The sequence below is a fragment of the Nocardioides baekrokdamisoli genome (genome assembly GCF_003945325.1).
In the GTDB taxonomy this organism is placed as follows: Bacteria; Actinomycetota; Actinomycetes; order Propionibacteriales; family Nocardioidaceae; genus Nocardioides; species Nocardioides baekrokdamisoli.
The window spans coordinates 893,338-916,356 of the sequence record NZ_AP019307.1; the positions used below are offsets into that span (position 1 = coordinate 893,338).

Sequence of the window (23,019 nt, forward strand, 5' to 3'; positions counted from 1 at the left end):
TTGGTAGTTGTACTTTCAACGTTATTCAGACCATATGGCCATGTTGTACAACTTTCAACCAAGGGCAGATGACTTCTATTCCACTGACTTACCGCGGCCCTACACTCACGCCATGACCCGATGGCTCACCGACGAGCAGCAACAGGACTGGCGCGCGTACATCGTCGGAACGACGCTCCTCATGGACACCCTCGATCGCGAACTGCGTCAGGCTCACGGCATCGCGTTGGCCGAGTACGAGATCCTCGTCCGGCTCTCGGAGTTCCCTGACCGCACCCTCCGGATGGCGCAGATCGCCTCCTCCGTCCGCCACTCGCGCAGCCGGGTGACTCACACGGTCACCCGGATGGAGAAGGCCGGCTGGCTCGAACGACGCAACGCGCCCGGTGACGGTCGTGGCGTGGATGCGGTGATGACCGACGCCGGCTGGGATCTCCTCCAGGCAGCAGCGCACACCCACGTCACCGGGGTACGCGAACACTTCGTCGACCTGGCGACGGACTCGGACTTCGCCGCCCTCGGCAGGGTCATGAAGGCCACAGCCGACAAGCTCATCATGGAGCAGGAGAGCTACGCCGACATGCGGGGCGAATGTTGACCCTCGCCCACGAGTAGTGGCGCGGACGCGCGCGGTCGCAAGGCGCGCGAGCGAAGCGGGCCTTCGAGGGCCCGCGAGTCGAGCAGCAACGCGGTGAACGCGCCGTCCGGGCCGCTAATCGCGGGTGAGACGGCGGTGGGTGACCCGGTGCGGTCGGGCGGCTTCGACGCCGAGCCGCTCGATCTTGTTCTCCTCGTACGAGGCGAAGTTGCCCTCGAACCAGAACCAGTGCCCTTCCTCGTCCTCGGTGCCTTCCCAGGCAAGGATGTGGGTGGCGATGCGGTCGAGGAACCACCGGTCGTGAGAGGTGACGACTGCACAGCCCGGGAAGTCGAGCAGCGCGTCCTCCAGCGCCGACAGCGTCTCGACGTCGAGGTCGTTGGTCGGCTCGTCGAGGAGCAGGACGTTGCCGCCCTGCTTGAGGGTCAGGGCGAGGTTGAGGCGGTTCCGCTCACCACCGGAGAGGACCCCGGCCTTCTTCTGCTGGTCCGGGCCCTTGAAGCCGAACGACGCGACGTATGCGCGGCTGTTCATCTCGAAGTTGGCGACCTTGATGAAGTCCAGACCGTCTGACACGACCTCCCAGACGTTCTTGGTCGGGTCGATGCCGCCTCGGCTCTGGTCGACGTACGACAACTTCACGGTCTGACCGACGACGAGCTCACCCTTGTCGGGCGCCTCTCCCCCGGTGATCATCCGGAAGAGCGTGGTCTTGCCGACGCCGTTCGGACCGACCACACCGACGATGCCGGCGCGCGGAAGCGTGAAGTTGATGTCGTTCCACAGGACACGGTCCTCGAACCCCTTCGTCAGGTGCTTCGCCTCGAGGACGATGTCGCCCAGACGCGGACCCGGGGGGATGTTGATGTCAGCGGTGTCGATCTTGCGAGCGCGGTCGGCCTCAGCAGCCAACTCCTCGTACCTCGCCAGACGTGACTTCGACTTGGTCTGACGTGCCTTGGCGTTCGAGCGGACCCACTCGAGTTCCTTCTCGAGCATCTTGGCGCGCTTGGCGTCCTTCTGTCCCTCGATCTTGAGACGGTCCTTCTTGGTCTCCAGATAGGTCGAGTAGTTGCCTTCGTACGGGTGCGCCTTGCCCCGGTCGAGCTCCAGGATCCACTCGGCGACGTTGTCGAGGAAGTAACGGTCGTGGGTGATCGCCAGGACCGCACCGGGGTACGTCTTCAGGTGACCTTCGAGCCACTGGACGGACTCGGCATCGAGGTGGTTGGTCGGCTCATCGAGCAGCAGCAGGTCGGGCTGCTGGAGCAGGAGCTTGCAGAGGGCGACCCGACGACGTTCACCACCAGAGAGGTTGTCGACGATCGCCTCCGGCGGCGGGCATCGCAGCGCGTCCATGGCCTGGTCGAGCCGCGAGTCCAGATCCCACGCGTTGGCGTGGTCGAGCTCGGTCTGGAGGTCACCCATCTCGGCCAGCAGCGAGTCGAAGTCGGCGTCCGGCTCACCCATCAGCTCGCCGATCTCGTTGAACCGGGTCAGCTTGGCGTACAGCTCGCCCGCAGCCTCCTGGACGTTCTCCAGGACAGTCTTGCCCTCGGTCAGCGGCGGTTCCTGCTGGAGCATCCCGACCGTTGCGCCCGGGTCGAGGATCGCGTCGCCGTTGTTGGCCTTGTCGAGGCCGGCCATGATCTTGAGCAGGGAGGACTTACCCGTGCCGTTGGGGCCGACGACGCCGATCTTGGCGCCGTGGAGGAATGACAACGTGACGTTGTCCAGGACGACCTTGTCGCCGTGCGCCTTGCGGACATTGCGAAGGGTGAATACGTACTCAGCCATGGTGCCCCGAGCCTACCGGCGTGTGCGGGCCCGGCCAGAAATCCGACCGGGCCCCCACGATGCCCTCAGGCAGCGACTTCGACCTGCTCATCGTCGAGACCCAGACCGCCCCAGTCGGCGACGGGCTGACGAAGGTCGCCCGGGACATCGGCCACTGGCTCCGGCGCGAGCGACGTGTACGCCACCGTCGGCGTGGCCGGCTTGCGCATGATGGCGGTCCTCGCGCGGGTCAGATCGTGCCCGATCGCGTCCGCCTCGATCTCGTACGACGACTGGGGCTCACCCTGCGAGTTCGTCCATTCGCGCAGTACGAGCCGGCCGGTGACGATCACGGGATCGCCAGACTTGATGCTCGCGGCGACGTTCTCCCCGAAGCCCCGCCAGGCGCTGACGCTGTACCAGGACGTCGCCGTGTCGACCCACTTCTGCTCCCGGCGGTCGAAACGGCGCGGCGTGCACGCCAACCGGAAGTTGGCCACCAGATGGTCGCCCGCCTTGCGCAGGACCGGCATCGAACCGACGTACCCCTGGACCGTGATCGTTGACTCACTCATCTTCTGCTCCTCATTCGTGGCAGCCGAGCGGCTGCGCTGGCATGAGCCTCCGAGCGAGCACCGACACAGACAGCGACACCCCGCGCAGGCCTGTGGACAAGCCGTACGCGGGGTGCCGCTGTGGATGAGAAGTGGCCGTCAGGCGAACCCGTTGGCCTTCAACCAGGCCTGTGCAACCGAGGCTGCGCTGGGCTTGTCCGCGCCGTAGAACGCCGTGTTGAGTTGCAGCAGCGCTGCCGTCGTCAACTTGGCCGACACGGCGTTGATCACGGCGTCCACCGCCGCCGAGTCATGGTCCTTGCGAATGATCGGCAGCACGTTCTGCGCAGCGATCAGATGCTTGGGGTCGTCCAGCGTAACCAGGTGGTTGGCCGTGATCGACGGCGTCGTGGAGTAGATGTCCGCGACGTTCACCTGGCCGCTGGTCAGCGTCTTCAGCGTGGCTGCGCCGCCGGAGTCGTTGATCGCCGTGAACGCGACGTTCTTCACTCCGTACACCGAACCCAGGCCAGGGATGCCGTACGAGCGGATCTTGAACTCAGGGTTCGCGGCCAACTTCAGGTTCGGCACCTTCGCCAGGTCACCGATGGACGACAGCCCGTACTGTGCCGCCGTCGCCGCCGTCACGTTGTAGGAGTCCTTGTCCTCAGCCGTCGAGGGGTCCAACGCCACGATCGTCGCCGGCAGCACCTTCTTCAGCGCCGTCAGCACATCAGCCGGCGCCGAGGCGGTCGAGGTCTTGTCGTAGTACGCCAGCAGATTGCCGCTGTACTCCGGGAACAGCGAGATGGTGCCATCGCTCAACGCGCCGAGGTACGCCTCACGCTGACCGATGTCGAGATGGGTCGAGGCATTGAAGCCCTTCGCCTTCAGGGCTCCGGCGTAGATCTCGGCAAGGATCTCGCTCTCACCGAAGGACGCCGAGCCCACGACGATCTGGGAGGAGGAACCTCCGCTCGCCTTGGTGGGGTCGCTGCCGCAGGCGGTCAGCCCCAGTGCAAGCACTGCGCCGATGGCGACCGTGGACAGAATGCGATTCTTCTTCATGATTCCCTTCCTCATGGGTGAGCCGTACGACGTTGTACGAGCGCGAACAGGCCGTCCAGCACGAGCGCGAGGACGACGATGACGATGGATCCGGACAACATCTGGGCATAGTCGCGCACAGCGATGCCGTCAATCAGGTACCGCCCGAGCCCGCCGAGTCCGATGTAGGCCGCGATGGTGGCCGTGGCCACGACCTGCAGGACCGCAGAGCGTACGCCGCCGAGGATGAGGTCCAGCGCCAGCGGGATCTCCACCTTGATCAGGATCTGCCACTCGGTCATGCCGATGGCCCGGGCGGCGTCGATGGTCGCACGGTCGACGGATTCCAGGCCCGAGTACGCACCCGCCAGGAGCGGTGGGACCGCGAGCACCACCAGGGCAACGGTGGCCGGGGTCAACCCGACCCCCTGCCACAGCACCATCCAGGTCAACACACCGAGCGTCGGCAGCGCGCGCAGCGCGCCGGTCAGCGCCACGGCGAGTCCGCGAAAACGCCCCGTGTGTCCGATCCAGAGCCCCAGCGGAAGCGCAATGGCCGCCGCGATGCCCACGGTGAGCGCGGTGTACGCGACGTGCTCGACCAGTCGGTGTGGCACCCCGTCGACCCCACTCCAGTGCGATCCGTCGCTGAGCCAGGAGGCGGCCTCGCTGAAGACGTCGCTCATGCGGCACCCCGTACACGCCAAGGCATCGCCAGTCGTGCCAGCCCGAGCCAGAGGAGGTCGAGGGCCAGCGCGAGCCCGACGACCCCGACGACTCCGATCACGATCTCGGTGTTGAAGCCGCGTTGGAATCCGTCGGTGAACAGCGCTCCGAGATTGCTGACACCGATGAGCGCGCCGACCGTGACCAGGCTGACGGTGGACACGCTGGCCACCCGCAGGCCCGCGAGCAGGACGGGACCGGCCAGGGGTAGTTCGACACCGACGACCTGTTGCCACCGGGAGTACCCCGCTGCCCGCGCCGACTCGATGACGACCTCGGGCACGCTGCTGAACGCATCCGTCGCCGTGCGTACGAGCAGCGCCGCTGCGTACGCCGACAGCACGACCACGACGTTGATCGGGTCAAGGAAGCTTGTCCCCAGCAGACCCGGAAGCACGATCAGCAACGGCAACGACGGCAGCGTGTACACCAGACCGCCGAACCCGAGGATCAGCCCGCGCCAGCGACGGTGCCGACTGGCCCACCAGCCGACAGGGACAGCGACGGCCAGCCCGATGACGATCGGCAGGATGCTCAACCAGGCGTGCTGCCACAGCAGCCCGCGGACGTACGGGAAGTTCTCACTGAGCCATCTCACGCGAGCACCCCGGCAGGACGACCGTGGGCGTCGACCACCACCTGGCGCCCACCCACCGTGCGCACGCTCAACGTCCGCTTCGCCGTATCGGCGCCGACGAACCTGGCCACGAAGTCGTTGGCCGGGGCGGCGAGGATCTCCTCCGGAGTTCCGACCTGGGCGATCCTGCCGCCGCGTTCGAGGATGACGACCTGGTCACCGAGCAGGAATGCCTCATCGATGTCGTGGGTGACGAAGACGATCGTCTTGCCCAGATCCTGTTGGAGACGGAGCAGTTCCGTCTGCAACTCCGAGCGCACGATCGGATCCACCGCGCCGAAGGGCTCATCCATCAGCAGCACGTTCGGGTTGGCGACCAGGCCACGGGCAACCCCGACCCGCTGCTGCTGTCCGCCGGAGAGTTGTCGCGGGTAGCGCTTGGCCAGTGCCGGATCGAGACCGACCTGTTCGATCGCCTCCAACGCGCGACGGCGCGCCTCGACACGGTCGACTCCACCCAGACGCAGCGGAGTGGCCACGTTGTCGATCACTGTGCGGTGTGGGAGCAGACCGGCATGTTGCATCACATAGCCGATGCTGCGGCGCAACTCGACCGGCTTGCGCCGCGCGACATCGACGTCGTCGATCAGGACGGAGCCCGAGGTCGGCTCGACCATCCGATTGACCATGCGCAGCAACGTGGTCTTGCCACAGCCGGACGAGCCCACCAGCACCGTCGTCGAATGCGACGGCAGGGTCAGGGAGAAGTCATCGACGGCTGTCGTGCCGTCCGGAAACGTCTTCCGGACGGCTCTGTACTCAATGCCCACTGGTCATGCACTCCTGACGACCTGTTCGACGGGCGTGGGGCCCGCCACCACAGGCAAGCCTGCAGCAGCCCAGCCTCGGATGCCACCCTCGACATCCGCAGCCTGCAGACCCAGCGACACCAACGAGGCGGCCGCCAACGACGAGGTGTAGCCCTCAGTGCAGAAGATGATCCACTTCTGGCCGGGGCGTGCGATCGGCAGCCGGGCGTCCGACTTCGGATGCACGCGCCATTCCAGGTGGTTCCGCTCAATGACGACCGCGCCGGGCACCTCGCCATCGACCTCGCGCTGCCAGGCCGGCCGGATGTCGACCAGCTGCGCCCCCGCAGCCACCGCAGCGGCGGCCTCCAGTGGCGTGTACCGGGTGATGGTCGAGCGCGCAGCCTCGAGCAAATCGTCCACGGACGCGTACGCCGGGGCCGGGGCTTCGGGGTCGTCGGTCCAACTCGTTGCCAGCCGGCGCAGTTCGCCGTCCTCGACGTCGTAGTAGTTCATCTGGCTCAGCGGCGGAGAGTAGACGTGCACACTCACGGCTTGCTGCGGGCGGTCGTTGCGCACGTCATGCACGTACGCGGGCCCGAACCGTGACGTCTCGCCGGCCCGCAGCGTGCGCGACTCGAGCCGGTCGCCGTTCCACACATCCTCGGTGAGGGTGCCCTCCACTACCGTGAAGACTCCGGCCGAACCGCCGTGGTCGTGCAGCTCGGTGTTAAGGCTCGTCGGCCACGCGATCAGCCAGACATCGACCAGCTCATCGCGGTGCAGGCGTACGTGCCAACGCTCGCCGTCGCTGTGCCCGACCTCGAAGCACCCCTGACGAACCTCGTCCGCATAGCGCTCAGCGAGCGCAGCCAACTCGGTGCGTGAGAGTGCCCTGATCGGGACAGCGGTGATCATGAATCACAATATATCAGTAATTCACTAGACTTAATTACCATCTATCCACCACGGCGTGATGGGTGTGTCATCGCCGTCGTCCTCCTCGCGATCATGACGGCTCTCGTTGACCGCCCAGCGGAAGAAGATGATGAAGAAGATCGGCAGCGCTACCACCTCGGCCAGCGCCAGCATCGCCTGACCGGCGACCCGTCCACTGCCCGCCGCGTAGTGCCCGGCACCGAAGGCGCCCGGTGCGCTCATCACGGCGATCCCGGGGATCGCGTCGATCAGGCCGTCGACGAACGCGAGCAGCAGCCGGATCGGGTCCGTGCACCAGTCCGGCACCATGTCGACGCCCAGCATCGGGAGCGCCACGAGCAGCCCGACCAGCAACGTCGCCAGTTCGACCACCGACATCGTGAACGCACTCCGCGCGGCATGCCCCAGCACCGGGGTGAAGAACACGACGAACAGCCACACATTGGCCAGGACGGCGGAGACCAGAGGGAAGGTCAGTACCCGGATCGGCGGGGTCCGCAGCACGCGGTCGATCCCCGCGAACCCTGCTGCCCGCACCAGCCCGACCGGATCACCGAGCCCGTACGCCACCGGCACCAGCGCGATCAGGAGCGTGAGCCGCACCGCGACCGCCCAGAGATGCTCGGGCAGGTCCACCATGGTCACGGCGACGGCGCCTCCGAGTGCGACCAGGAAGAAGGTCAGCCCGCGCCACACCGGCCATCCGCCGCGCAGCGCCGCGCGACGCCATCCGACTGCGTACGCACTGCCAAGGACGACCAGGACGGCCGCGACCAGGGGCGCGAAGGTCACTCGCGAGTCCGGCGCAGAGCTGCGTGGAACGCCGTATGGGCAGCCACCTCGCCCCGCACCGGCGCAACGACCTCAGTCTCGGCGACCTCAGCCACCGAAGCTCGTACGCCGGCTGCCAACTGCTCGGCAGCATTCGCACCGGCTCGACGGGTCGGCATCAGCGACATCAGGGCGAGCAGCACACCACCGACCAACCCGCCGACAGCGGCGATGAGCGGGACGACGACCGACATCGACTGACCCTTCGGCCCCCAGTGGAGATACGCGGCCCATCCGAGCCCACCGAACAGCGCCAGGACCAGCAGCCACTGCAGCAGTTGTACGCCGCGGGCCCAGCCCGGCACCTTGCCACGAGCAAGCCCGCGGGCACCGAGAGCAGAATCGATGGCGTCCCCGACGGCGTCCACCCGGTCGACCGAGACCCGGCGGATCGATTGACGCCACGGCTTGTCGAGATCATGGCCGACGCTGTCAGCAAAGCCGCGAAGTGCCAGGTCGACGGCACTGCGGTCGGCCGGCTGAAGTGCCGGCGAGTACGCCCTGCCAACGCGGCGCCAGGCCAGGAGAGGCCACGCCGTGGCGACGGCCGTACGTCGCGACACCGCGGCCGCGATCGACTCACTCAAACCTGCAGTACCGACGGCGGCCGTGAGCCCGTCCACGAGCGTCGCGACACTCTCGGAGGTCACCGCAGCAGAGGTGGCACCCTTGCCTGCCAGCTTCTGGGTGATCGCGCGCAGGTCGGCCTCTGATCGGGCCCCGGCGGCGGTCTTGCTGGCGACACGCCGGACGATCTCGGCGCGAAGCTCCGGGATGCCCCACCCGAGTCGAGCCGACACGGCGAAGATCGGGACATCGGCCAGTCCGTCGATGACGAGCAGCCGGTGCAGGTCGGCCACCATCGACTCGCGACGCTCCTCGGGAACCTCATCGATGTGATTGAGGACCACGAGCATGGTCGCGGAGTGGGTCTGGAACGGCTCCAGGTAGCGATCGTGGATCGCTGCGTCGGCGTACTTCTGCGGGTCGACGACCCAGACGGTCAGATCGGCGTGACCGACGAGCCGGTCCACCTCGAGGTGGTGAGCCACCTCGGTCGAGTCGTGGTCGGGAAGGTCCAGCAGCACGACACCGTCGAGTTCGTTGGACTCCCGACGCGTGTCGAGCATCGAGTCGCGGGTCGTCTGGTGCCGGTCCGGGATCCCGAGGAAATTGAGGAGCTCGGAGGCACCCTCGGCACCCCAGACGCACGCCGTCGCCCAGGAGGTCGTCGGCCGGCGGACTCCGACAGCCGACAACTCGAGCCCGGTGAGGGCGTTGAAGGTCGAGGACTTGCCCGAGCCCGTGGCACCGGCGATCGCAACGACCGTGTGTCCCGACGACAGTTTGCGACGAGCCAACGAGCGCTCGGTGAGCGCAGCTGCCTCGTCGATGAGGGCATCGGGTACGCGGCCCCGACCAGCATCGGTCGCAGCGGACAGCGCTTCCAGCCGATCGACCAGGCTGTCGCGGAGCGGAGTCTCGAATGTCACGTCGTGTCCGCCTAGTTCGTCTCGTTCTTGGTGGCCCAGCGCACGTCATCGACGCGGCGCGCGGCGGCACGAACCGCCGCAGGTGCCTCAGGGTCCAGTCCGAGCCCACCCAGCACGGTCGCATACCGACGATGCTCGCTCTCGAGCAGGCCGTGTACGCCCTGCCGCAGCCGCTGGCCGGCACCCTCGATCAACGACGCCGCAGCCGTTGGTCCGACCGCGTCTCCCAGCACATCCGTCGAGTCCTGATCCGCACCGCCGAGAGCGCCGACCATCGCCGCCACAGCGGCGGCATCGGATCCGCCTTCGGCGCGTACGTCTGCCTCGACCGCCGCCTGCCACGCTGCCACGGCCTGGGAGGTCGCGGCTCGCAGGCCGCGGGAGGCACGGGACAGGGATTCCGCGCCCGGGAGCGCCAGCAGATCGGCGCCCTCGGGGATGCCGTTCCACCCGGTCGACGTCGCCTCAGCGGCGGCCTCCGCGTGCCGTACGAGCAGCAACTCCAGCGTCAGACCCAGACCCGTCCGGATCTGACCTGCCCGGAGCGCACCGTCCGTGGACGTCAGCGACTCGGTGAAGTTCCCGGAGGTCACGAAGTCGTGCCAGCGAGCACCGGCGTCGCCACGAGCGAGGACACCGGCGTCCAGAGCGGCTTCGACGGAGTTCTCACCCTGGGCGTACGCATCGGCGGCCGCTTGGGCGAGCCGCTCGGCAACAGCGGCCTGGACGGCAGCTGCATCCGCGACCTTGTGCGCGGTGAAACTGATGGCGCGGACCGCGCCGTCGACCGTCTGGGACACGACGAGGTTGCGGGTGATCGCGTCGTCGGCGAGTGCTGCGAGCCAGGTGGCGATCTCAGACACGTGGCCCTTCGGCAGCAATCCCTCGTCCGAAACCTTGCCGTTGCGCACGATGAAGAGCGGTGAGTCCTTGAGACCGCGCGCGGCAAGCATGCGAGCCAGGTGGGTCGAGACGGTCTGGATCGCATCCTCGGGCGTGCGGTCGAGCACGACCGCCACCGCCGCTGACCGCTCGGCCGCCGACTTCAACGAATCCCAGGGAACCTGGTCGGCGTAGCGAGCCGACGACGTCACGAACAACCACAGATCGGCACAGTTGAGCAGCTCCGCGGCGAGCTCACGGTTGCGCTCATCGACGGAGTCGACGTCAGGCGCGTCCAGGACAGCGAGGCCACGCTTCATCTTCTTCGTGGCGACGAGCTGGATGGAGTACTGGTCGTTCGAAGCCTCGGTGGTTCGCCTGAGACCCGGCAGGAGCCGGTCCTGTCCGAACCACTTGGCATCGTCCGGATGGTGCACCAGCACCGGGCAGCGGGTGGTGGGGCGCAACAGGCCGGGAGCCGTCACGCGCTCCCCCACCAAGGAGTTCACCAACGTCGACTTGCCCGCGCCCGTCGAGCCACCCACCACGGTCAGCAGTGGTGCGTCCATCGTCATCACCCGCGGGATGACGTAGTCCTGGAGTTGGTCGATCATGCTGACGCGAGACGCACGAAGCGCCTCGACACCCTCGCTCGCCAGCGGGAGCGAGGTCGCTCGCAGCGCTTGATGCAGGCGCACCAGTTCGGTGACCATTCGCACGTTGTCGCTGCTCATGGCCGCTAATGCTAGTGGTCCGATGAGGTAATGCAGCCACTGCCACAGCCGTGCGTAGCATGGCAATATGAACGTCGCCGACACCGAGAGCTCCCACGTCGAGTCCCACGATCAGACCGTGCCTGAAGCCTGGTCGGCATTCATGCGTACGGGCTGGGGCGACCGCGAGCTCGATCTTCCTCCCGCCCCGGTGGCGGCAGAGGCGGCCAAGCGACGTGCCGACCTGATCCAGCAGTTCCCCGGTGAGCGACTGGTCGTGCCCGCCGGCGGCTACAAGGTGCGGTCCAACGACACCGACTATCGCTTCCGTCCCGACACCGCCCACACCTACTACTCGGGCAACCAGACCTCCGACGGCGTCCTGGTCATCGAGCCCGACGGACACGCAGTTCTGTATGCCCGAGGGCGGAGCGCGCGTGACACCGACGAGTTCTTCCGGGACCGGGTGTACGGCGAACTCTGGGTCGGCCGCCGACCCTCGATCGGCGAACTCTCCGCCAGTCTCGGCCTCGATGTGCGACCGATCGCCGATCTCGATGCCGCGTTGCAGACAGCGGCGCCGACACGAACGCTCGGCGAGGACACCGATCTGGACCGGATCGCATCCGAGCAGCGCTTGATCAAGTCAGCCTGGGAGATCGAGCAGTTGGCAGAGGCCTGCGACATCACCGCACGCGGCTTCAACGATGTGGTCGCCGAGTGGACGACCGCACAGCAGTACGGCGAGCGCTGGATCGAAGGAACGTTCTTCCGACGCGCCCGCACCGAGGGCAACGATCTGGGCTACGACTCGATCGTCGCGAGCGGATCGCACGCGACCACGCTGCACTGGATCGAGAACACCGGCGCCATCCACCCTGGTCAGTTGATCCTGCTCGACATGGGTGTGGAGGGACGCGAGCTCTACACGGCCGACGTCACGCGTACGGTCCCCGCTGACCGCACGTTCACGCCGCTGCAGCGCGACCTCTACAACCTCGTGCTCCAGGCGCAGGACGCCGCCCTCGACCTGGTCAGGCCGGGGGCGAACTTCCTCGACCCGCACAACGCAGCCATGCGGGTGCTCGCGTACGGCCTCGAAGACCTCGGACTGCTGCCGGTCAGCGCCGATGAGTCCCTCGACCCGAACAACAAGACGTACGCGCGCTGGACGCTCCACGGCACCAGCCACATGCTGGGGATGGACGTGCACGACTGCGCCTCCGCAGCCGACTCCGCCTATCGCGAGGGCACGTTGGTGGAAGGCATGGCCCTGACCGTCGAGCCCGGCCTGTATTTCCAGGAGGACGACCTCTTGGTGCCGGAGGAGTTGCGGGGCATCGGCATCCGCATCGAGGACGACATCGTCGTCACGGCGGACGGCTCGCGGAACCTCTCCGCCGAACTCCCACGCTCCGTCGCCGACATCGAGGCGTGGCTCGGTCGCTGACCCGCTCGATGGGATACTGCGTGACTGGCCCCCGTGGCGCAACGGATAGCGCAGCGGCCTTCTAATCCGCGGGTTGCAGGTTCGATTCCTGCCGGGGGCGCCGACCTGGCGGTCGAGTTGTCACTCGATCTTCACCGGAAGAGGCCGATCGCACACCGGTTAGGGTTCTGCCCATGCCTGCCACCAAGGAACGCCTCGTCTGGATCGATTGCGAGATGACGGGTCTCTCCCTGACCAGCGATGCCCTGGTCGAGGTCGCCGCACTCGTCACCGACTTCGACCTCAACGTCCTCGGCGACGGAGTCGACATCCTGATCAAGCCGCCCGCCGAGGCGCTGGCACAGATGGACCCGTACGTCCTCGACATGCACACGAAGTCAGGCCTTCTCGACGTGCTCGACACAGGCGTGACCATCGAGGAGGCTCAGGCGCAGGTGATGGCGTACGTCGTTGAACACTGCGGCACCGACTCCCGGCCGCCGCTCGCAGGGAACTCGGTCGGTACCGATCGCGGCTTCATCGCCCGCGACATGCAGGAACTCGACGCGTTCCTCCACTACCGGATCATCGACGTCTCCTCCATCAAGGAATTGTCCCGCCGTTGGTTCCCCAGGGCGTACTACCAAGCGCCCGCGAAGGCCGGCAACCACCGCGCACTCGCCGACATCCGCGAGTCGATCGAGGAACTCCGCTACTACCGCGAGGCGGTGTTCGTGCCGAGCCCGGGCCCGGACACGGCGACCGCCCGCCAGATCGCGACCAAGCACCGCGGTTCGACAACGACTGCGTAGCTCGACCGGTCCCGATTCGGCGGTCCAGAACGGTTACCTCTATGCTCCTTTCTCGGCTCGGCAACGGGTCATGGTGGGTGTAGCTCAGTTGGTAGAGCACTGGCTTGTGGTGCCGGTGGTCGCGGGTTCGAGTCCCGTCATCCACCCCACATCACCAAGGTGACCGCCGATTTACACCGGGCGAACACCTGTTGGTAATGTGATCAATCGGTCCGGCAACGGACCATGCGCCACTAGCTCAATTGGCAGAGCAGCTGACTCTTAATCAGCGGGTTGTAGGTTCAAGTCCTACGTGGCGTACGAACGGCCTTCGGGACGGCGACAACAGTCGCTTCCCGGGGGCCTTTTTCGTGCCTTCGGACGTGCTCATGGGGCTTGGGACCCGTTGCACCCATTCCCTGATAAAGGATCTCAGGATTCGTGTAGGCTGCGCTCCCAGAGGGAGTCTCTGCGCGCGCTTGTTGCGTGCACCGTAAATAGTGAGGAAATAAGCCGTGCGATCTTTCGCTCTGCGTAACAACCTGATCCGTGGTGGAGCCGCAGCAATCGCGGCGTCCGCCATCGTGCTCGCGGTTGCCGCCCCGGGTTCTGCCGCGACGACGCCGCTCGCGTACGCAGACGCGAACGGGCTGCACTTGAGCCTGCTCGGTTCGCCGACGGTCGACAGCGGCACGTCGACGTCCACCACAGACGGCAAGACGTCGAAGACGTGTGTCACTGGTGCCACTCTTTCGCAGATCGACGGTTGCCCCGGCGGTCCGCTCGTACAGCTTCTCGGCAACCAGTCGCTCATCCCGAGCACTGCGGTCGTCGCACAGAACTCCAAGGCCACCATGGCGAGCCAGGACGGTGTCTCGCAGGCATGCGCCGGCCTCGCCGGCTCCGGTGCCACGGTTGTGTCCGTCGGCAGCGGTGACTGCATCAAGGGCGGCCAGCAGCTGAGCCTCGACCCGGGCTCGATCAACCTGACGAACCTGCAGTTGTCCAGCGCCGGCATCCTGACTGGTCTCACCACGCCTGTCCAGGCACTGCTCCAGCCACTTCTGACGCCGATCCTGAGCACCCTCAGCAGCAGCGTCCTGAGCCCGTTGTCGGGCGCCATTCCGATCCACCTCACCCTTGGCGCGGTGTCGGCGTACTGCTCGGCCACGCCGACCACGGTCTCGGGCAACGGCACCGTCGCGGGTCTCAGTCTGGTGGTCGGCCTGCCGGCACCGATCGGACCCATCACGATCCCGCTGAACGTCGGCACGGGCAAGAACGTTCACGTGCTCACGAACCTGGACCAGGTCGTCACGGCCATCAAGAACGGCGTTGTCAACGCCCTCGACGGGCAGGTCACTGGAATCGCCGGCATCAACACCCTCCTCGGTGGGGTCGGCAGCGCACTCGACCAGATCCTCGGAACCATCAACGACAACGTCGTGAAGGCCATCGAGGGCCAGTTGGCTCCGCTCGAGCAGAACATCCTCGACGGCGTGATCAACGCCCAGAGCCAGACGGCTGCTCCGCACCCGACGATCTCGATCACCGCGCTTGACCTCAAGGTCCTGCCGGTGCTCGGCAACCAGGGGATCGACCTGCGCGTCGGCAAGGTTGACTGTGGCCCGAACTACAAGGCCAACGCTGTCACCCCGCCGGCGAACTGCACGGCGGCGAACAACTGCCCGCCGACCCCGCCGTCGGCATGCACCGGTACGAACTGCCCCACGAAGGTCACCTCTGGCCTGGCCGCCGGCTACCTGCCGACCGGTCCGCTGGGTATGGCATTCCTCGGCCTCACGGTCGCGGCTGCTGCTGGCGCTGGCGTGACTGCCGGCGCTCGGGCCCTTCGCAAGAGTGCCTGACGCACCACTCCGCACTCAGGCCGTCGTCGCGTGGTTACGCGGCGGCGGCCTGAGTGCTGTTGCACGTGCTGTCAGCGTCTTCGTGGCAGTTCTCAGCGTCGGCCTGATCCTGGCGTCCTTCGTCTGGCCCGAGCCTGCTGCCCCGGTCGCGGCGAACCCCGCCAATCTCCCCAGCGGTGCGCCACTCAAACTGGTCATCCCGGAGAAGGGCGTCGACGCCCAGGTCATCCCGATCGCGGTCAAGGACGGAGTGCTCGACCCGCCTCAGGACTTCCGTCAGGTCGGTTGGTGGGAAGGATCATCCATCGCCGGGCCCAGTGGCCTGACGGTGATCACGGGGCACACAGTCCACACCGGAGACGGCGCGATGGATCTGGTCCCCGATCTCGGTGAGAACCACGAGGTCGACATCGTCACCGACAAGCAGGTGCTCCGCTACATGGTCACCCACAAGGAGACCCTGACCCGCGAGCAGGTGCAGAAGCAGTCGGAGGACCTGTTCTCTCCGGGACCGGACAACCTGATGCTGATCACGTGCACCGATTACAACGGCACCGACTACACCGAGAACATCATCGTCTGGGCGCAACTGGTCGGTTCACGACCGTTGAAGAAGTAGGGTCAGGCCGCCGAGCGGCCGCCGATCAGTTGCGGATCTTGCGTACGGCCACGACGAGGCCGATGACACCCACGAAGCCGCCGACGGTGGCGGCCACGGCAGTGGTGTTGAGCTGCCCGGTGGCCGGGTCGACGTAGATCGCCTTCACGTCGGCGATCCGGCGGCTCAGGATCGTCTTCGGGCTCGCCTGGTACAGCAACTGGTCGATCGTGACAGCAAGGCGCTCACGCGCCTCTTCGATCTCGCGCTCGAGTCCGACGGTGATGTCCTTTGCCATGCGCGCCACCCTACCGGCCGCGATAGGTTGAGGACCATGACTCGCCTCAATGTGGGAGACCCGGCTCCGACCTTCAGCCTGACCTCGGACAGCGGGGAGCAGGTGTCGCTTTCGGACTTCGCCGGCAGGTCCGTGATCGTCTACTTCTACCCCGCCGCGATGACCCCGGGCTGCACCAAACAGGCGTGCGACTTCACCGACTCACTCGATGCTCTCCAAGCGCAGGGATACGTCGTGCTCGGCATCTCCCCCGACAAGCCGGAGAAGCTGGCGAAGTTCCGGGAGCGGGATGGCCTCACCATCACCCTGCTGTCGGACCCCGACCGGAGTGTCCTCACCGCGTACGGCGCGTACGGCGAGAAGAGCCTCTACGGAAAGATCGTCACCGGCGTGATCCGGTCGACCTTCGTGGTCGGCCCGGACGGGAAGCTGGCGTCCGCGGCGTACAACGTGAAGGCGACGGGCCACGTCGCGAAACTGCGCAGGGATCTGGGACTGTAGGTGCCGAAGGCGGGAGTCGAACCCGCACGCCCGAAGGCACGCGGACCTAAACCGCGCATGTCTGCCTGTTCCATCACTTCGGCTGAGTGACGCTCAGTCTAGGAGGCGGGATCCCGTCGTCCACCAACTGCGGAGAGATGCCGGAACGGTCGGGGCGGGAATGGGCATCTACCCACAGTTGGCGTCCTACGGGCTGCAGGTGTCCTCGATAGGGTCGAGGCGTGACGACGATTGTCCTGGCCAGCCAGTCCCCCGCACGCCTGCAGACGTTGCGCAACGCCGGGCTCGACCCGCAGGTGATCGTCAGCGGTGTGGACGAGTCGCAACTCGACGGCCTCCCGCCGCGCGAGCTCGCACTCGGACTGGCTCGGCTGAAGGCCGAAGCAGTCGCACCCCAGGTGCCCGACGCAGTGGTGATCGGCTGCGACAGCGTCCTGGAGTTCGAGGGGCAGCCGCTCGGCAAGCCACGGGACGCCGAGGAGGCGATCGCCCGGTGGCAGCGGATGCGCGGTCGCAGCGGCGTGCTCCTGACCGGCCACGCGATCGTACGCGGTGACGAACTGGTCGCCGCGACAGCCGAGACGACCGTGCATTTCGCCGACCTGAGTGACGAGGAGATCGAGGCGTACGTCGCCACCGGAGAACCGCTGCACGTGGCCGGCGCGTTCACGGTGGACTCGCTCGGCGGCCCGTTCGTCACCTCGATCGAGGGTGACTATCACAACGTGGTCGGCATCAGCCTTCCGTTGTTGCGCGAACTCCTGGGCGAGCTGGGGATCCGTTGGACGGATCTGTGGCGAGGTTGAACTCGATCGAGTCCTCGGTGCCGTACACCGCCGTGTAGCGGATCGGGCGCTGGAAGACGAAGCGCTTGAACAGGAAGAAGCGGGCCACCTGAGCGATCAGTTGCCCCACGACGTTGCCGGCCAGATTGTCCGCCAGCGGTGACGTCCACCCGAAGCCGTGCCGGGTCAACCACATGCATCCGACGGGGATGGTGAAGCTCAGGATGTTGATCACCGCGTACGAGACGAATCCCTTGCCGGCGTTCTCGACGGTGTGGTGCTTGAAGGTCCACCGGCGCGACATCTCGTACGAGATGACCATGCCGACACCGTTGGCCAGGTAGTACGACGTCGTCCTGTGCCCGTCGAGCGGCGTCGGGATGATCCCGTACGCCATGACGTTGTAGAGCACCACCGCCGAGGCCGTACTGATGCCTCCGACGGCCATGAACCGAAGAATCTCTCCGGTCAGACGTCTACGGCGGGACATGTGCAGAGCCTAGGACCTGCCTCCCCTAGACTCAGGCCGTTCCCCCGCGTGCCGGACAAGTTGGTAGGAGTCCCACTTTGAGCAAGCCGCTGACCAAGGTTCTGATCGCGAACCGTGGCGAGATCGCTGTTCGTGTCATTCGCGCCTGCAAGGATGCCGGCATCGGCTCCGTTGCTGTGTACGCAGAGCCCGACCGCGACGCGTTGTTCGTACGCCTGGCCGATGAGGCGTACTCCCTCAACGGGTCGACCCCCGCCGACTCGTACCTGGTGATCGAGAAGATCATCGCGGTCGCGAAGGAGTCCGGTGCGGACTCGGTCCACCCCGGTTACGGCTTCCTCGCCGAGAACGCACACTTCGCCCAGGCTGTCATCGACGCCGGGCTGATCTGGATCGGTCCGTCCCCGGCCGCCATCGAGGGTCTCGGCGACAAGGCCAAGGCCAAGCAGATCGCTCTGGCCGCCGGTGCCCCGTTGGCCCCGGGCCTGAAGGACGCGGTCGAGAACGCCGACCAGATCGTCGAATTCGCCAAGGAGCACGGCCTTCCGGTCGCCATCAAGGCAGTCTTCGGTGGTGGCGGTCGCGGCCTCAAGGTCGCCCGCACCCTGGAGGAGATCCCGGAGCTGTTCGAGTCCGCCACCCGTGAGGCGATCAGCGCCTTCGGTCGTGGCGAGTGCCTGGTCGAGAAGTTCCTCGACAAGCCGCGTCACGTCGAGACCCAGTGCCTCGCCGACTCCCACGGCAACGTCGTGGTCGTCTCCACCCGCGACTGCTCGCTGCAGCGTCGTCACCAGAAGCTCGTCGAGGAGGCGCCGGCACCGTTCCTCACCGAGGAGCAGAACAAGCGTCTGTACGAGTCCTCCAAGGCGATCCTGAAGGAGGCCGGTTACGTCGGCGCCGGAACGTGTGAGTTCCTGGTCGCCGTCGACGGCACCATCTCCTTCCTCGAGGTCAACACCCGCCTCCAGGTCGAGCACTGTGTCTCCGAAGAGGTCACCGGCATCGACCTGGTCCGTGAGATGTTCCGCATCGCCGCTGGCGAGGAGCTCGGCTACGGCGACCCGGAGATCCACGGCCACTCGATCGAGTTCCGGATCAACGCCGAGGACGGCGGCAACAACTTCATGCCGGCCCCGGGAACCCTGACCAAGTGGAGCCCGCCGCAGGGCCCCGGCGTCCGCTTCGACGGCGGGTACGAGAACGGCGAGACCATCCCGGGCTCGTTCGACTCCCTCATCGGCAAGCTGATCATCACCGGCAAGGACCGTACGCAGGCCATCGAGCGCTCGCGTCGTGCCCTGTCGGAGTTCATCGTGGACGGCATGCCGACCGCCATCACCTTCGATGAGGTCATCGTCAATGACCCGGCCTGGGTCGGCGCCTCCAACCCGTCCGGCGAAGGTTCCTTCGACGTGTACACGACGTGGATCGAGACCGACTTCAACAACACCATCGTCCCGTTCAAGGGCGAGGCCGGCGAGGCTGACGAGGACGGCGAGCGCCAGACCGTCGTCGTCGAGGTCGGCGGCAAGCGCCTCTCGGTCGTCATCCCGGCTGGTCTCGGCGGGCTGTCGGCCGGCCCGGTCGCCGGTGGTGCCAAGAAGCCGAAGACGGCTCGCAAGAAGGCCGGCGCTGCCGTGTCCGGCGACGCCGTCGCCGCCCCGATGCAGGGCACCATCGTCAAGATCGCCGTCGAGGAAGGCCAGGAGGTCGCCGAGGGCGACGTCATCGTGGTCCTCGAGGCGATGAAGATGGAGCAGCCCCTCAAGGCTCACAAGGCTGGCGTCGTGACCGGTCTGGCTGCCGCAGTCGGCGAGACGGTCTCCAATGGGGCCGTGGTCTGCGAGATCAAGTAGTTCTGACGTGACCGAAGGGCCCGGCATCGCCCGGGCCCTTCGTCGTACCCGCCTGGTTCTCAGGAGATGTGGAAGCCCATGTTCGCGGACCTGAGGCCGTTCATCACCCGGAACTGATAGCCGTAGAACGTGCAGGATCCGCTCGGGCCCTTGACGATCACGCGTGACAACCAGGGGTTGTTCGACGGCGGATAGTGCTCGGCGGTCACCGAGGTGATGCTCGACCCCGCCGAGGGGCACTCGTTCAACAATGTCGTGACGGAGATCGAGGCGGACCAGGTCGCGTACGGATTGCCGCTGTACTGCTCGTACGGGTCGGGCTGTGACGGCAGGTAGGGCTGCGGGTTCGTCGACGCCGCGAGTTCGTACCCTCCGTTGCTCGAGGAGAACTCGGTGAATGCCGGCTTGCCGCCGTACATGAGGATCTGACCGGTCGTCGCCGAGGCTGCCGTGTTGGTGGAGGCCTGCTCCGCGGTGAATCCCCCGTACACCTGGGATCGGGTGTCGTCGAAGAGGTCGTACTCGGGGCTTGCCGGCGTAGCCATCTCGAACGCGGCATAGGTCCTCGCTGCCACCGCCTGAGCCTTGAGCGCCTCGGGCTGCCAACTGGAGGGCATCTCCGAGGGGATGACGCCGAGGATGTACTGGTCGAGCTGCAACGTGTTGACGATCCAACGCGTCGCGGCGCTGGGAGACGGCAGCACCGCCCCGACAGTGCCGCGGTAGGAGCGCCAGCCTCCGGGTACACCGATGCTGATCGGGTTGCCCAGGGCATAGAAGTCGAGCTCTCCGACGACAGCGGTGTACGTCTTCCAGCCGGCCGCCACGTGATACATCAGCACGCTGCGGCCGCCGCTGGCCGGGACGATCTGCCACTGATCCGCTGTCGGCTGGACCTTGCCGAGGTTCCACACGGACGTGTGCCCACGCCACGATGCCGTCAGACTCGACCGCGGTCGCGCCACCACCTTGTTGGTGGTGATCCCGGCGAGCAGAACCCGCACCAGGCCCGTCTTCGTGGACCACGTCGTGTGCGGGTAGTAGAAGCCGAGGATCTGCTTGTAATCGAGCCCCTTGATGGCAGCGCCGCGGGCGCCGTACTGACTCATCCCATGGCCGTGGCCCCAACCGTGGCCGGAGATCACCATGTGTTGGGAGGCCGTGTACGCCTGGGCGCTGGACGGACTGAACAGGGTCGCAACCGCAGCGGCCAGGGCGGCGACCACGGCCCGAGAGCGACGACGAATCATCCTTCGACTGTATGCAACCGCCTCGCGACTTCGGCAATCGAACCACTGACGGAGGGGTAGATCGTGTACGCCGCCGCGACCTGGTCGACCGTGAGGTGGGCGGTCACCGCCAGCGAGATCGGGTGGATCAATTCACTGGCGCGCGGTCCGACCACGACGCCGCCCACGACGATCCCGGACCCCTTCAACGCGATCAGCTTCACGAAGCCGTCCTTGATGCCCTGCATCTTCGCCCGGGGGTTGCCACTGAGATCGAGCTTGACCACGTCTGCGGAGACGACGCCGTTGTCGACATCGGACTGGGTCCACCCCACCGTGGCGATCTCGGGGCTGGTGAAGACGTTGCTGGACACCAGCTTGAGATCCAACGGCTGGACGGCGTCGCCGAGGAGATGCCGCATCGCGATGCGTCCGGCCATCGCGGCGACACTGGCCAGCATGAACCCACCGGTGCAGTCGCCTGCGGCATAGATCCCGGGTGCGCTCGTACGCGAGACCCTGTCGGTGTGGATGAAGCCGCCCTCGTCCATGTGGACCCCGGCCTCGGCCAGACCCAGATCCTCGGTGTTAGGGACCGAGCCCAGCGCGAGGATGCAGTGGCTGCCGGTGACACTGCGGCCGTCGGCCAACCTCACCGTGACGACGTCACCGTCGCGGGTCACCGATTCCATCCGGGACCTGCCCAGGACCGTCATGCCACGCCGGGTCAGGACGTCTTCGAGCACCTGGGCCGCATCCGCGTCCTCGCCGGGGAGTACGCGTTCGCGCGAACTGATCAGGGTCACCGGCACGCCGAGCGCCAAGTACGCGCTGGCGAATTCCGCCCCGGTGACGCCCGAGCCCACGACGATCAGGTCCTCGGGCAGCTCGGTGAGTTCGTACACCTGCTCCCAGGTCAAGATGCGTTCGCCGTCGGGCAGCGCCGACGGGAGCACCCGCGGACGGGCGCCGGTGGCGATCAGGATTGCGTCGGCCTCGACGAGTTGCTCGCCGCCGTCGTTGAGGGCGACGCGTACGCTCGTCCGCCCCTCGACCCGACCGATGCCGCGCACGATCGTGATGTCGCGACGGGTGAGCCGACCCTCGATGTCGTACGACTGCGCGGCAGCCAAGGCCTTGACCCGCTCGTTGACGACCTTGAGGTCGACTTCGAGGGTGCCGTGATGACCGATCCCGAGCTCCCCAGCGCCGGCGACCTCGGTCATCAGGTCGCTGGTCGCGATCAGTGTCTTGCTCGGCACGCAGTCAGTGAGGACCGCACTGCCGCCGAGCCCGTCGCGGTCGATGACGGTGACATCGGCACCCAACTGTTGGGCGACCAGGGCTGCTTCGTAGCCGCCGGGTCCACCACCGATGATCGCAACCGACGTCATGCCGTCATTCTCGCAGGCGGCACGACCGACGACCCCAGCTGGCGAGCGCGATTTATGAGCAATACGGTGACGGAATGCGGATACGGACAGCGATGGCGATGGTGGCACTGGGACTGACCGTGTCCGCGTGCGGATCCCAGGCAGGTTCCGGCGGTCCCATCACGGGTTCCGCGGCAGCGTCGCAGCCATCCACCTCCGCGACCGGGGCCTGGGCCCCGATCACCGACCCGAGCGGTGTGAGCTTCGAATTCCCGACTGGCGTCGCGCCAACGGTGAGCACCTCCAGTGGCTCCACGACCCGCACCTACATCGCGAAAGCTGGCGGGGAGGCGGTTGCCTCGATCGTGATCATCCCCACCCCTGTCGCCCTGGACGTGAAGAACTTCTTCGTCCAGTACCCGATCAAGCTGAAGGCTCAGGGCAACACCTCCATCAAGTCCAACGGAGTCAGGACCTTCTCGATGCAGGGCTTCAAGGGGTTCCAGACGACGGTCACGTACGTCTCCCCGCCCCTGAAGGCGGGCTCGGCACCCTCGTACGTCGTCGAGGAACGTGAGGCGATCCAGATGCCGAAGTACTTCATCGTCATCAGCGCGGTCGCCGGGAACAGTCACGCCCTGACGTCGGCTGACATCGCCCAGGCCAAGGCCGTCAACGCCCAACTCCTCCGCGGCTTCAGGTCAGGGACGAAGTAGCCGACCGGCGGACGGTTAGTCACTTCGAACCATCAAGTCGCGGTCGCGCGGGGCTGCGTGAAAGCCCCTCCAGCCAGACATCATGGGAGTCCTGTCGTCACATGCGGAATGGCGGTGACGAGCGCTGTGACGGGGGTGGC

23 protein-coding genes and 4 tRNA genes are annotated in these 23,019 nt (G+C 66.7%); 12 read left to right on the forward strand and 15 right to left on the reverse strand.

The features are described 5' to 3' along the window. Window positions 1-112: 112 nt before the first annotated feature. Window positions 113-598 carry a MarR family winged helix-turn-helix transcriptional regulator gene (locus tag KCTC_RS04235; RefSeq protein ID WP_125567063.1) on the forward strand — a complete coding sequence of 162 codons (486 nt, stop codon included), beginning with the start codon at window positions 113-115 and terminating at the stop codon, window positions 596-598. A gap of 114 nt (window positions 599-712) precedes the next feature. Here KCTC_RS04235 and ettA read toward each other — a convergent pair whose 3' ends face one another. From ettA to KCTC_RS04285, 10 genes are all read right to left on the reverse strand, one after another. Then, the gene (ettA, locus tag KCTC_RS04240) at window positions 713-2,395 is read right to left on the reverse strand and encodes an energy-dependent translational throttle protein EttA (RefSeq protein WP_125567065.1); all 1,683 of its coding nucleotides are present in this window, start codon (window positions 2,393-2,395) and stop codon (window positions 713-715) included. Window positions 2,396-2,460: 65 nt separating this feature from the next. Beyond that, entirely contained in the window at window positions 2,461-2,949 is a 489-nt protein-coding gene (locus KCTC_RS04245) for a single-stranded DNA-binding protein (RefSeq protein ID WP_125567067.1), read from the reverse strand. A 138-nt stretch (window positions 2,950-3,087) separates the two neighbouring features. Further along, the gene (locus KCTC_RS04250) at window positions 3,088-3,996 is read right to left on the reverse strand and encodes a glycine betaine ABC transporter substrate-binding protein (RefSeq protein ID WP_125567069.1); all 909 of its coding nucleotides are present in this window, start codon (window positions 3,994-3,996) and stop codon (window positions 3,088-3,090) included. Between the two features lie 11 nt (window positions 3,997-4,007). Beyond that, a complete protein-coding gene (locus KCTC_RS04255) occupies window positions 4,008-4,661 on the reverse strand; it encodes an ABC transporter permease (protein WP_125567071.1) in 654 nt (217 codons plus the stop codon). Further along, a complete protein-coding gene (locus tag KCTC_RS04260; RefSeq protein WP_125567073.1) occupies window positions 4,658-5,299 on the reverse strand; it encodes an ABC transporter permease in 642 nt (213 codons plus the stop codon). The genes KCTC_RS04255 and KCTC_RS04260 overlap by 4 nt, the downstream gene beginning before the upstream one ends. Next, a complete protein-coding gene (locus KCTC_RS04265) occupies window positions 5,296-6,108 on the reverse strand; it encodes an ABC transporter ATP-binding protein (RefSeq protein ID WP_125567075.1) in 813 nt (270 codons plus the stop codon). Before KCTC_RS04265 ends, KCTC_RS04260 begins: the two co-directional genes overlap by 4 nt. A gap of 3 nt (window positions 6,109-6,111) precedes the next feature. After that, on the reverse strand, window positions 6,112-7,005 hold the full coding sequence (locus tag KCTC_RS14875; RefSeq protein WP_197715245.1) for a rhodanese-like domain-containing protein: 894 nt from the start codon (window positions 7,003-7,005) through the stop codon (window positions 6,112-6,114). Between the two features lie 30 nt (window positions 7,006-7,035). Beyond that, window positions 7,036-7,818, reverse strand: coding sequence for a cytochrome c oxidase assembly protein (locus KCTC_RS04275; RefSeq protein ID WP_125567078.1), 783 nt, complete (start codon window positions 7,816-7,818; stop codon window positions 7,036-7,038). Continuing rightward, on the reverse strand, window positions 7,815-9,350 hold the full coding sequence (locus KCTC_RS04280; RefSeq protein ID WP_125567080.1) for a GTPase: 1,536 nt from the start codon (window positions 9,348-9,350) through the stop codon (window positions 7,815-7,817). The genes KCTC_RS04275 and KCTC_RS04280 overlap by 4 nt, the downstream gene beginning before the upstream one ends. A gap of 11 nt (window positions 9,351-9,361) precedes the next feature. Next, the gene (locus KCTC_RS04285; RefSeq protein ID WP_231998836.1) at window positions 9,362-10,966 is read right to left on the reverse strand and encodes a dynamin family protein; all 1,605 of its coding nucleotides are present in this window, start codon (window positions 10,964-10,966) and stop codon (window positions 9,362-9,364) included. Between the two features lie 67 nt (window positions 10,967-11,033). Between KCTC_RS04285 and KCTC_RS04290 the strand changes: the two genes are divergently transcribed. From KCTC_RS04290 to KCTC_RS04320, 7 genes are all read left to right on the forward strand, one after another. Continuing rightward, complete coding sequence (locus KCTC_RS04290) at window positions 11,034-12,395, forward strand: aminopeptidase P family protein (protein WP_125567082.1); 1,362 nt, start codon at window positions 11,034-11,036, stop codon at window positions 12,393-12,395. 27 nt (window positions 12,396-12,422) lie between these two features. Then, window positions 12,423-12,495: transfer RNA gene (locus KCTC_RS04295), tRNA-Arg, on the forward strand. Between the two features lie 73 nt (window positions 12,496-12,568). Then, entirely contained in the window at window positions 12,569-13,186 is a 618-nt protein-coding gene (gene orn / locus KCTC_RS04300; protein ID WP_125567084.1) for an oligoribonuclease, read from the forward strand. A gap of 73 nt (window positions 13,187-13,259) precedes the next feature. Then, a tRNA-His gene (locus KCTC_RS04305) sits at window positions 13,260-13,335 on the forward strand. Window positions 13,336-13,413: 78 nt separating this feature from the next. After that, window positions 13,414-13,486: transfer RNA gene (locus KCTC_RS04310), tRNA-Lys, on the forward strand. A gap of 194 nt (window positions 13,487-13,680) precedes the next feature. After that, window positions 13,681-15,033 (forward strand): hypothetical protein, encoded by a 1,353-nt coding sequence (locus tag KCTC_RS04315; protein WP_125567086.1) that lies wholly within the window; start codon window positions 13,681-13,683, stop codon window positions 15,031-15,033. Between the two features lie 82 nt (window positions 15,034-15,115). Further along, entirely contained in the window at window positions 15,116-15,652 is a 537-nt protein-coding gene (locus KCTC_RS04320; RefSeq protein WP_164512475.1) for a class F sortase, read from the forward strand. Window positions 15,653-15,677: 25 nt separating this feature from the next. On the opposite strand, the gene KCTC_RS04325 is transcribed toward KCTC_RS04320, so the two are convergent. Further along, window positions 15,678-15,929, reverse strand: a complete 252-nt coding sequence (locus tag KCTC_RS04325) for a DUF3618 domain-containing protein (protein ID WP_125567089.1) — start codon at window positions 15,927-15,929, stop codon at window positions 15,678-15,680. Window positions 15,930-15,965: 36 nt separating this feature from the next. Between KCTC_RS04325 and bcp the strand changes: the two genes are divergently transcribed. Then, window positions 15,966-16,430 carry a thioredoxin-dependent thiol peroxidase gene (gene bcp, locus KCTC_RS04330; RefSeq protein ID WP_125567091.1) on the forward strand — a complete coding sequence of 155 codons (465 nt, stop codon included), beginning with the start codon at window positions 15,966-15,968 and terminating at the stop codon, window positions 16,428-16,430. Window position 16,431: 1 nt separating this feature from the next. On the opposite strand, the gene KCTC_RS04335 is transcribed toward bcp, so the two are convergent. Next, window positions 16,432-16,513 (reverse strand) — tRNA-Leu (locus tag KCTC_RS04335). Between the two features lie 138 nt (window positions 16,514-16,651). Between KCTC_RS04335 and KCTC_RS04340 the strand changes: the two genes are divergently transcribed. Then, window positions 16,652-17,236, forward strand: a complete 585-nt coding sequence (locus tag KCTC_RS04340; RefSeq protein ID WP_125567093.1) for a Maf family protein — start codon at window positions 16,652-16,654, stop codon at window positions 17,234-17,236. On the opposite strand, the gene KCTC_RS04345 is transcribed toward KCTC_RS04340, so the two are convergent. Continuing rightward, on the reverse strand, window positions 17,166-17,705 hold the full coding sequence (locus KCTC_RS04345; protein ID WP_125567095.1) for a GtrA family protein: 540 nt from the start codon (window positions 17,703-17,705) through the stop codon (window positions 17,166-17,168). The genes KCTC_RS04340 and KCTC_RS04345 overlap by 71 nt on opposite strands. 77 nt (window positions 17,706-17,782) lie before the next feature. On the opposite strand from KCTC_RS04345, the gene KCTC_RS04350 reads away from it, so the two are divergent. Next, window positions 17,783-19,561: an acetyl/propionyl/methylcrotonyl-CoA carboxylase subunit alpha gene (locus KCTC_RS04350; RefSeq protein ID WP_231998837.1), complete on the forward strand. Its 1,779-nt coding sequence runs from the start codon at window positions 17,783-17,785 to the stop codon at window positions 19,559-19,561. A gap of 59 nt (window positions 19,562-19,620) precedes the next feature. Here KCTC_RS04350 and KCTC_RS04355 read toward each other — a convergent pair whose 3' ends face one another. Both KCTC_RS04355 and KCTC_RS04360 read right to left on the reverse strand, forming a co-directional pair. After that, window positions 19,621-20,811: a SpoIID/LytB domain-containing protein gene (locus KCTC_RS04355; RefSeq protein ID WP_125567097.1), complete on the reverse strand. Its 1,191-nt coding sequence runs from the start codon at window positions 20,809-20,811 to the stop codon at window positions 19,621-19,623. Beyond that, window positions 20,808-22,184: an NAD(P)H-quinone dehydrogenase gene (locus tag KCTC_RS04360; RefSeq protein ID WP_125567099.1), complete on the reverse strand. Its 1,377-nt coding sequence runs from the start codon at window positions 22,182-22,184 to the stop codon at window positions 20,808-20,810. Before KCTC_RS04360 ends, KCTC_RS04355 begins: the two co-directional genes overlap by 4 nt. Before the next feature lie 74 nt (window positions 22,185-22,258). On the opposite strand from KCTC_RS04360, the gene KCTC_RS04365 reads away from it, so the two are divergent. Further along, complete coding sequence (locus KCTC_RS04365) at window positions 22,259-22,879, forward strand: hypothetical protein (protein ID WP_125567101.1); 621 nt, start codon at window positions 22,259-22,261, stop codon at window positions 22,877-22,879. Window positions 22,880-23,019 lie beyond the last annotated feature (140 nt).

What these genes read in the sequence shown, in the direction of transcription:
- orn (WP_125567084.1), top strand. Translation starts at nt 12,569, where the DNA reads ATGCCTGCCACCAAGGAACGCCTCGTCTGGATCGATTGCGAGATGACG.
- KCTC_RS04345 (WP_125567095.1), bottom strand. Translation starts at nt 17,705, where the DNA reads ATGTCCCGCCGTAGACGTCTGACCGGAGAGATTCTTCGGTTCATGGCC.
- KCTC_RS04235 (WP_125567063.1), top strand. Translation starts at nt 113, where the DNA reads ATGACCCGATGGCTCACCGACGAGCAGCAACAGGACTGGCGCGCGTAC.
- KCTC_RS04360 (WP_125567099.1), bottom strand. Translation starts at nt 22,184, where the DNA reads ATGACGTCGGTTGCGATCATCGGTGGTGGACCCGGCGGCTACGAAGCA.
- KCTC_RS04355 (WP_125567097.1), bottom strand. Translation starts at nt 20,811, where the DNA reads ATGATTCGTCGTCGCTCTCGGGCCGTGGTCGCCGCCCTGGCCGCTGCG.
- KCTC_RS04250 (WP_125567069.1), bottom strand. Translation starts at nt 3,996, where the DNA reads ATGAAGAAGAATCGCATTCTGTCCACGGTCGCCATCGGCGCAGTGCTT.
- KCTC_RS04255 (WP_125567071.1), bottom strand. Translation starts at nt 4,661, where the DNA reads ATGAGCGACGTCTTCAGCGAGGCCGCCTCCTGGCTCAGCGACGGATCG.
- KCTC_RS04365 (WP_125567101.1), top strand. Translation starts at nt 22,259, where the DNA reads ATGCGGATACGGACAGCGATGGCGATGGTGGCACTGGGACTGACCGTG.
- KCTC_RS04325 (WP_125567089.1), bottom strand. Translation starts at nt 15,929, where the DNA reads ATGGCAAAGGACATCACCGTCGGACTCGAGCGCGAGATCGAAGAGGCG.
- KCTC_RS04290 (WP_125567082.1), top strand. Translation starts at nt 11,034, where the DNA reads ATGAACGTCGCCGACACCGAGAGCTCCCACGTCGAGTCCCACGATCAG.
- KCTC_RS14875 (WP_197715245.1), bottom strand. Translation starts at nt 7,005, where the DNA reads ATGATCACCGCTGTCCCGATCAGGGCACTCTCACGCACCGAGTTGGCT.
- ettA (WP_125567065.1), bottom strand. Translation starts at nt 2,395, where the DNA reads ATGGCTGAGTACGTATTCACCCTTCGCAATGTCCGCAAGGCGCACGGC.
- KCTC_RS04245 (WP_125567067.1), bottom strand. Translation starts at nt 2,949, where the DNA reads ATGAGTGAGTCAACGATCACGGTCCAGGGGTACGTCGGTTCGATGCCG.
- KCTC_RS04285 (WP_231998836.1), bottom strand. Translation starts at nt 10,966, where the DNA reads ATGAGCAGCGACAACGTGCGAATGGTCACCGAACTGGTGCGCCTGCAT.
- bcp (WP_125567091.1), top strand. Translation starts at nt 15,966, where the DNA reads ATGACTCGCCTCAATGTGGGAGACCCGGCTCCGACCTTCAGCCTGACC.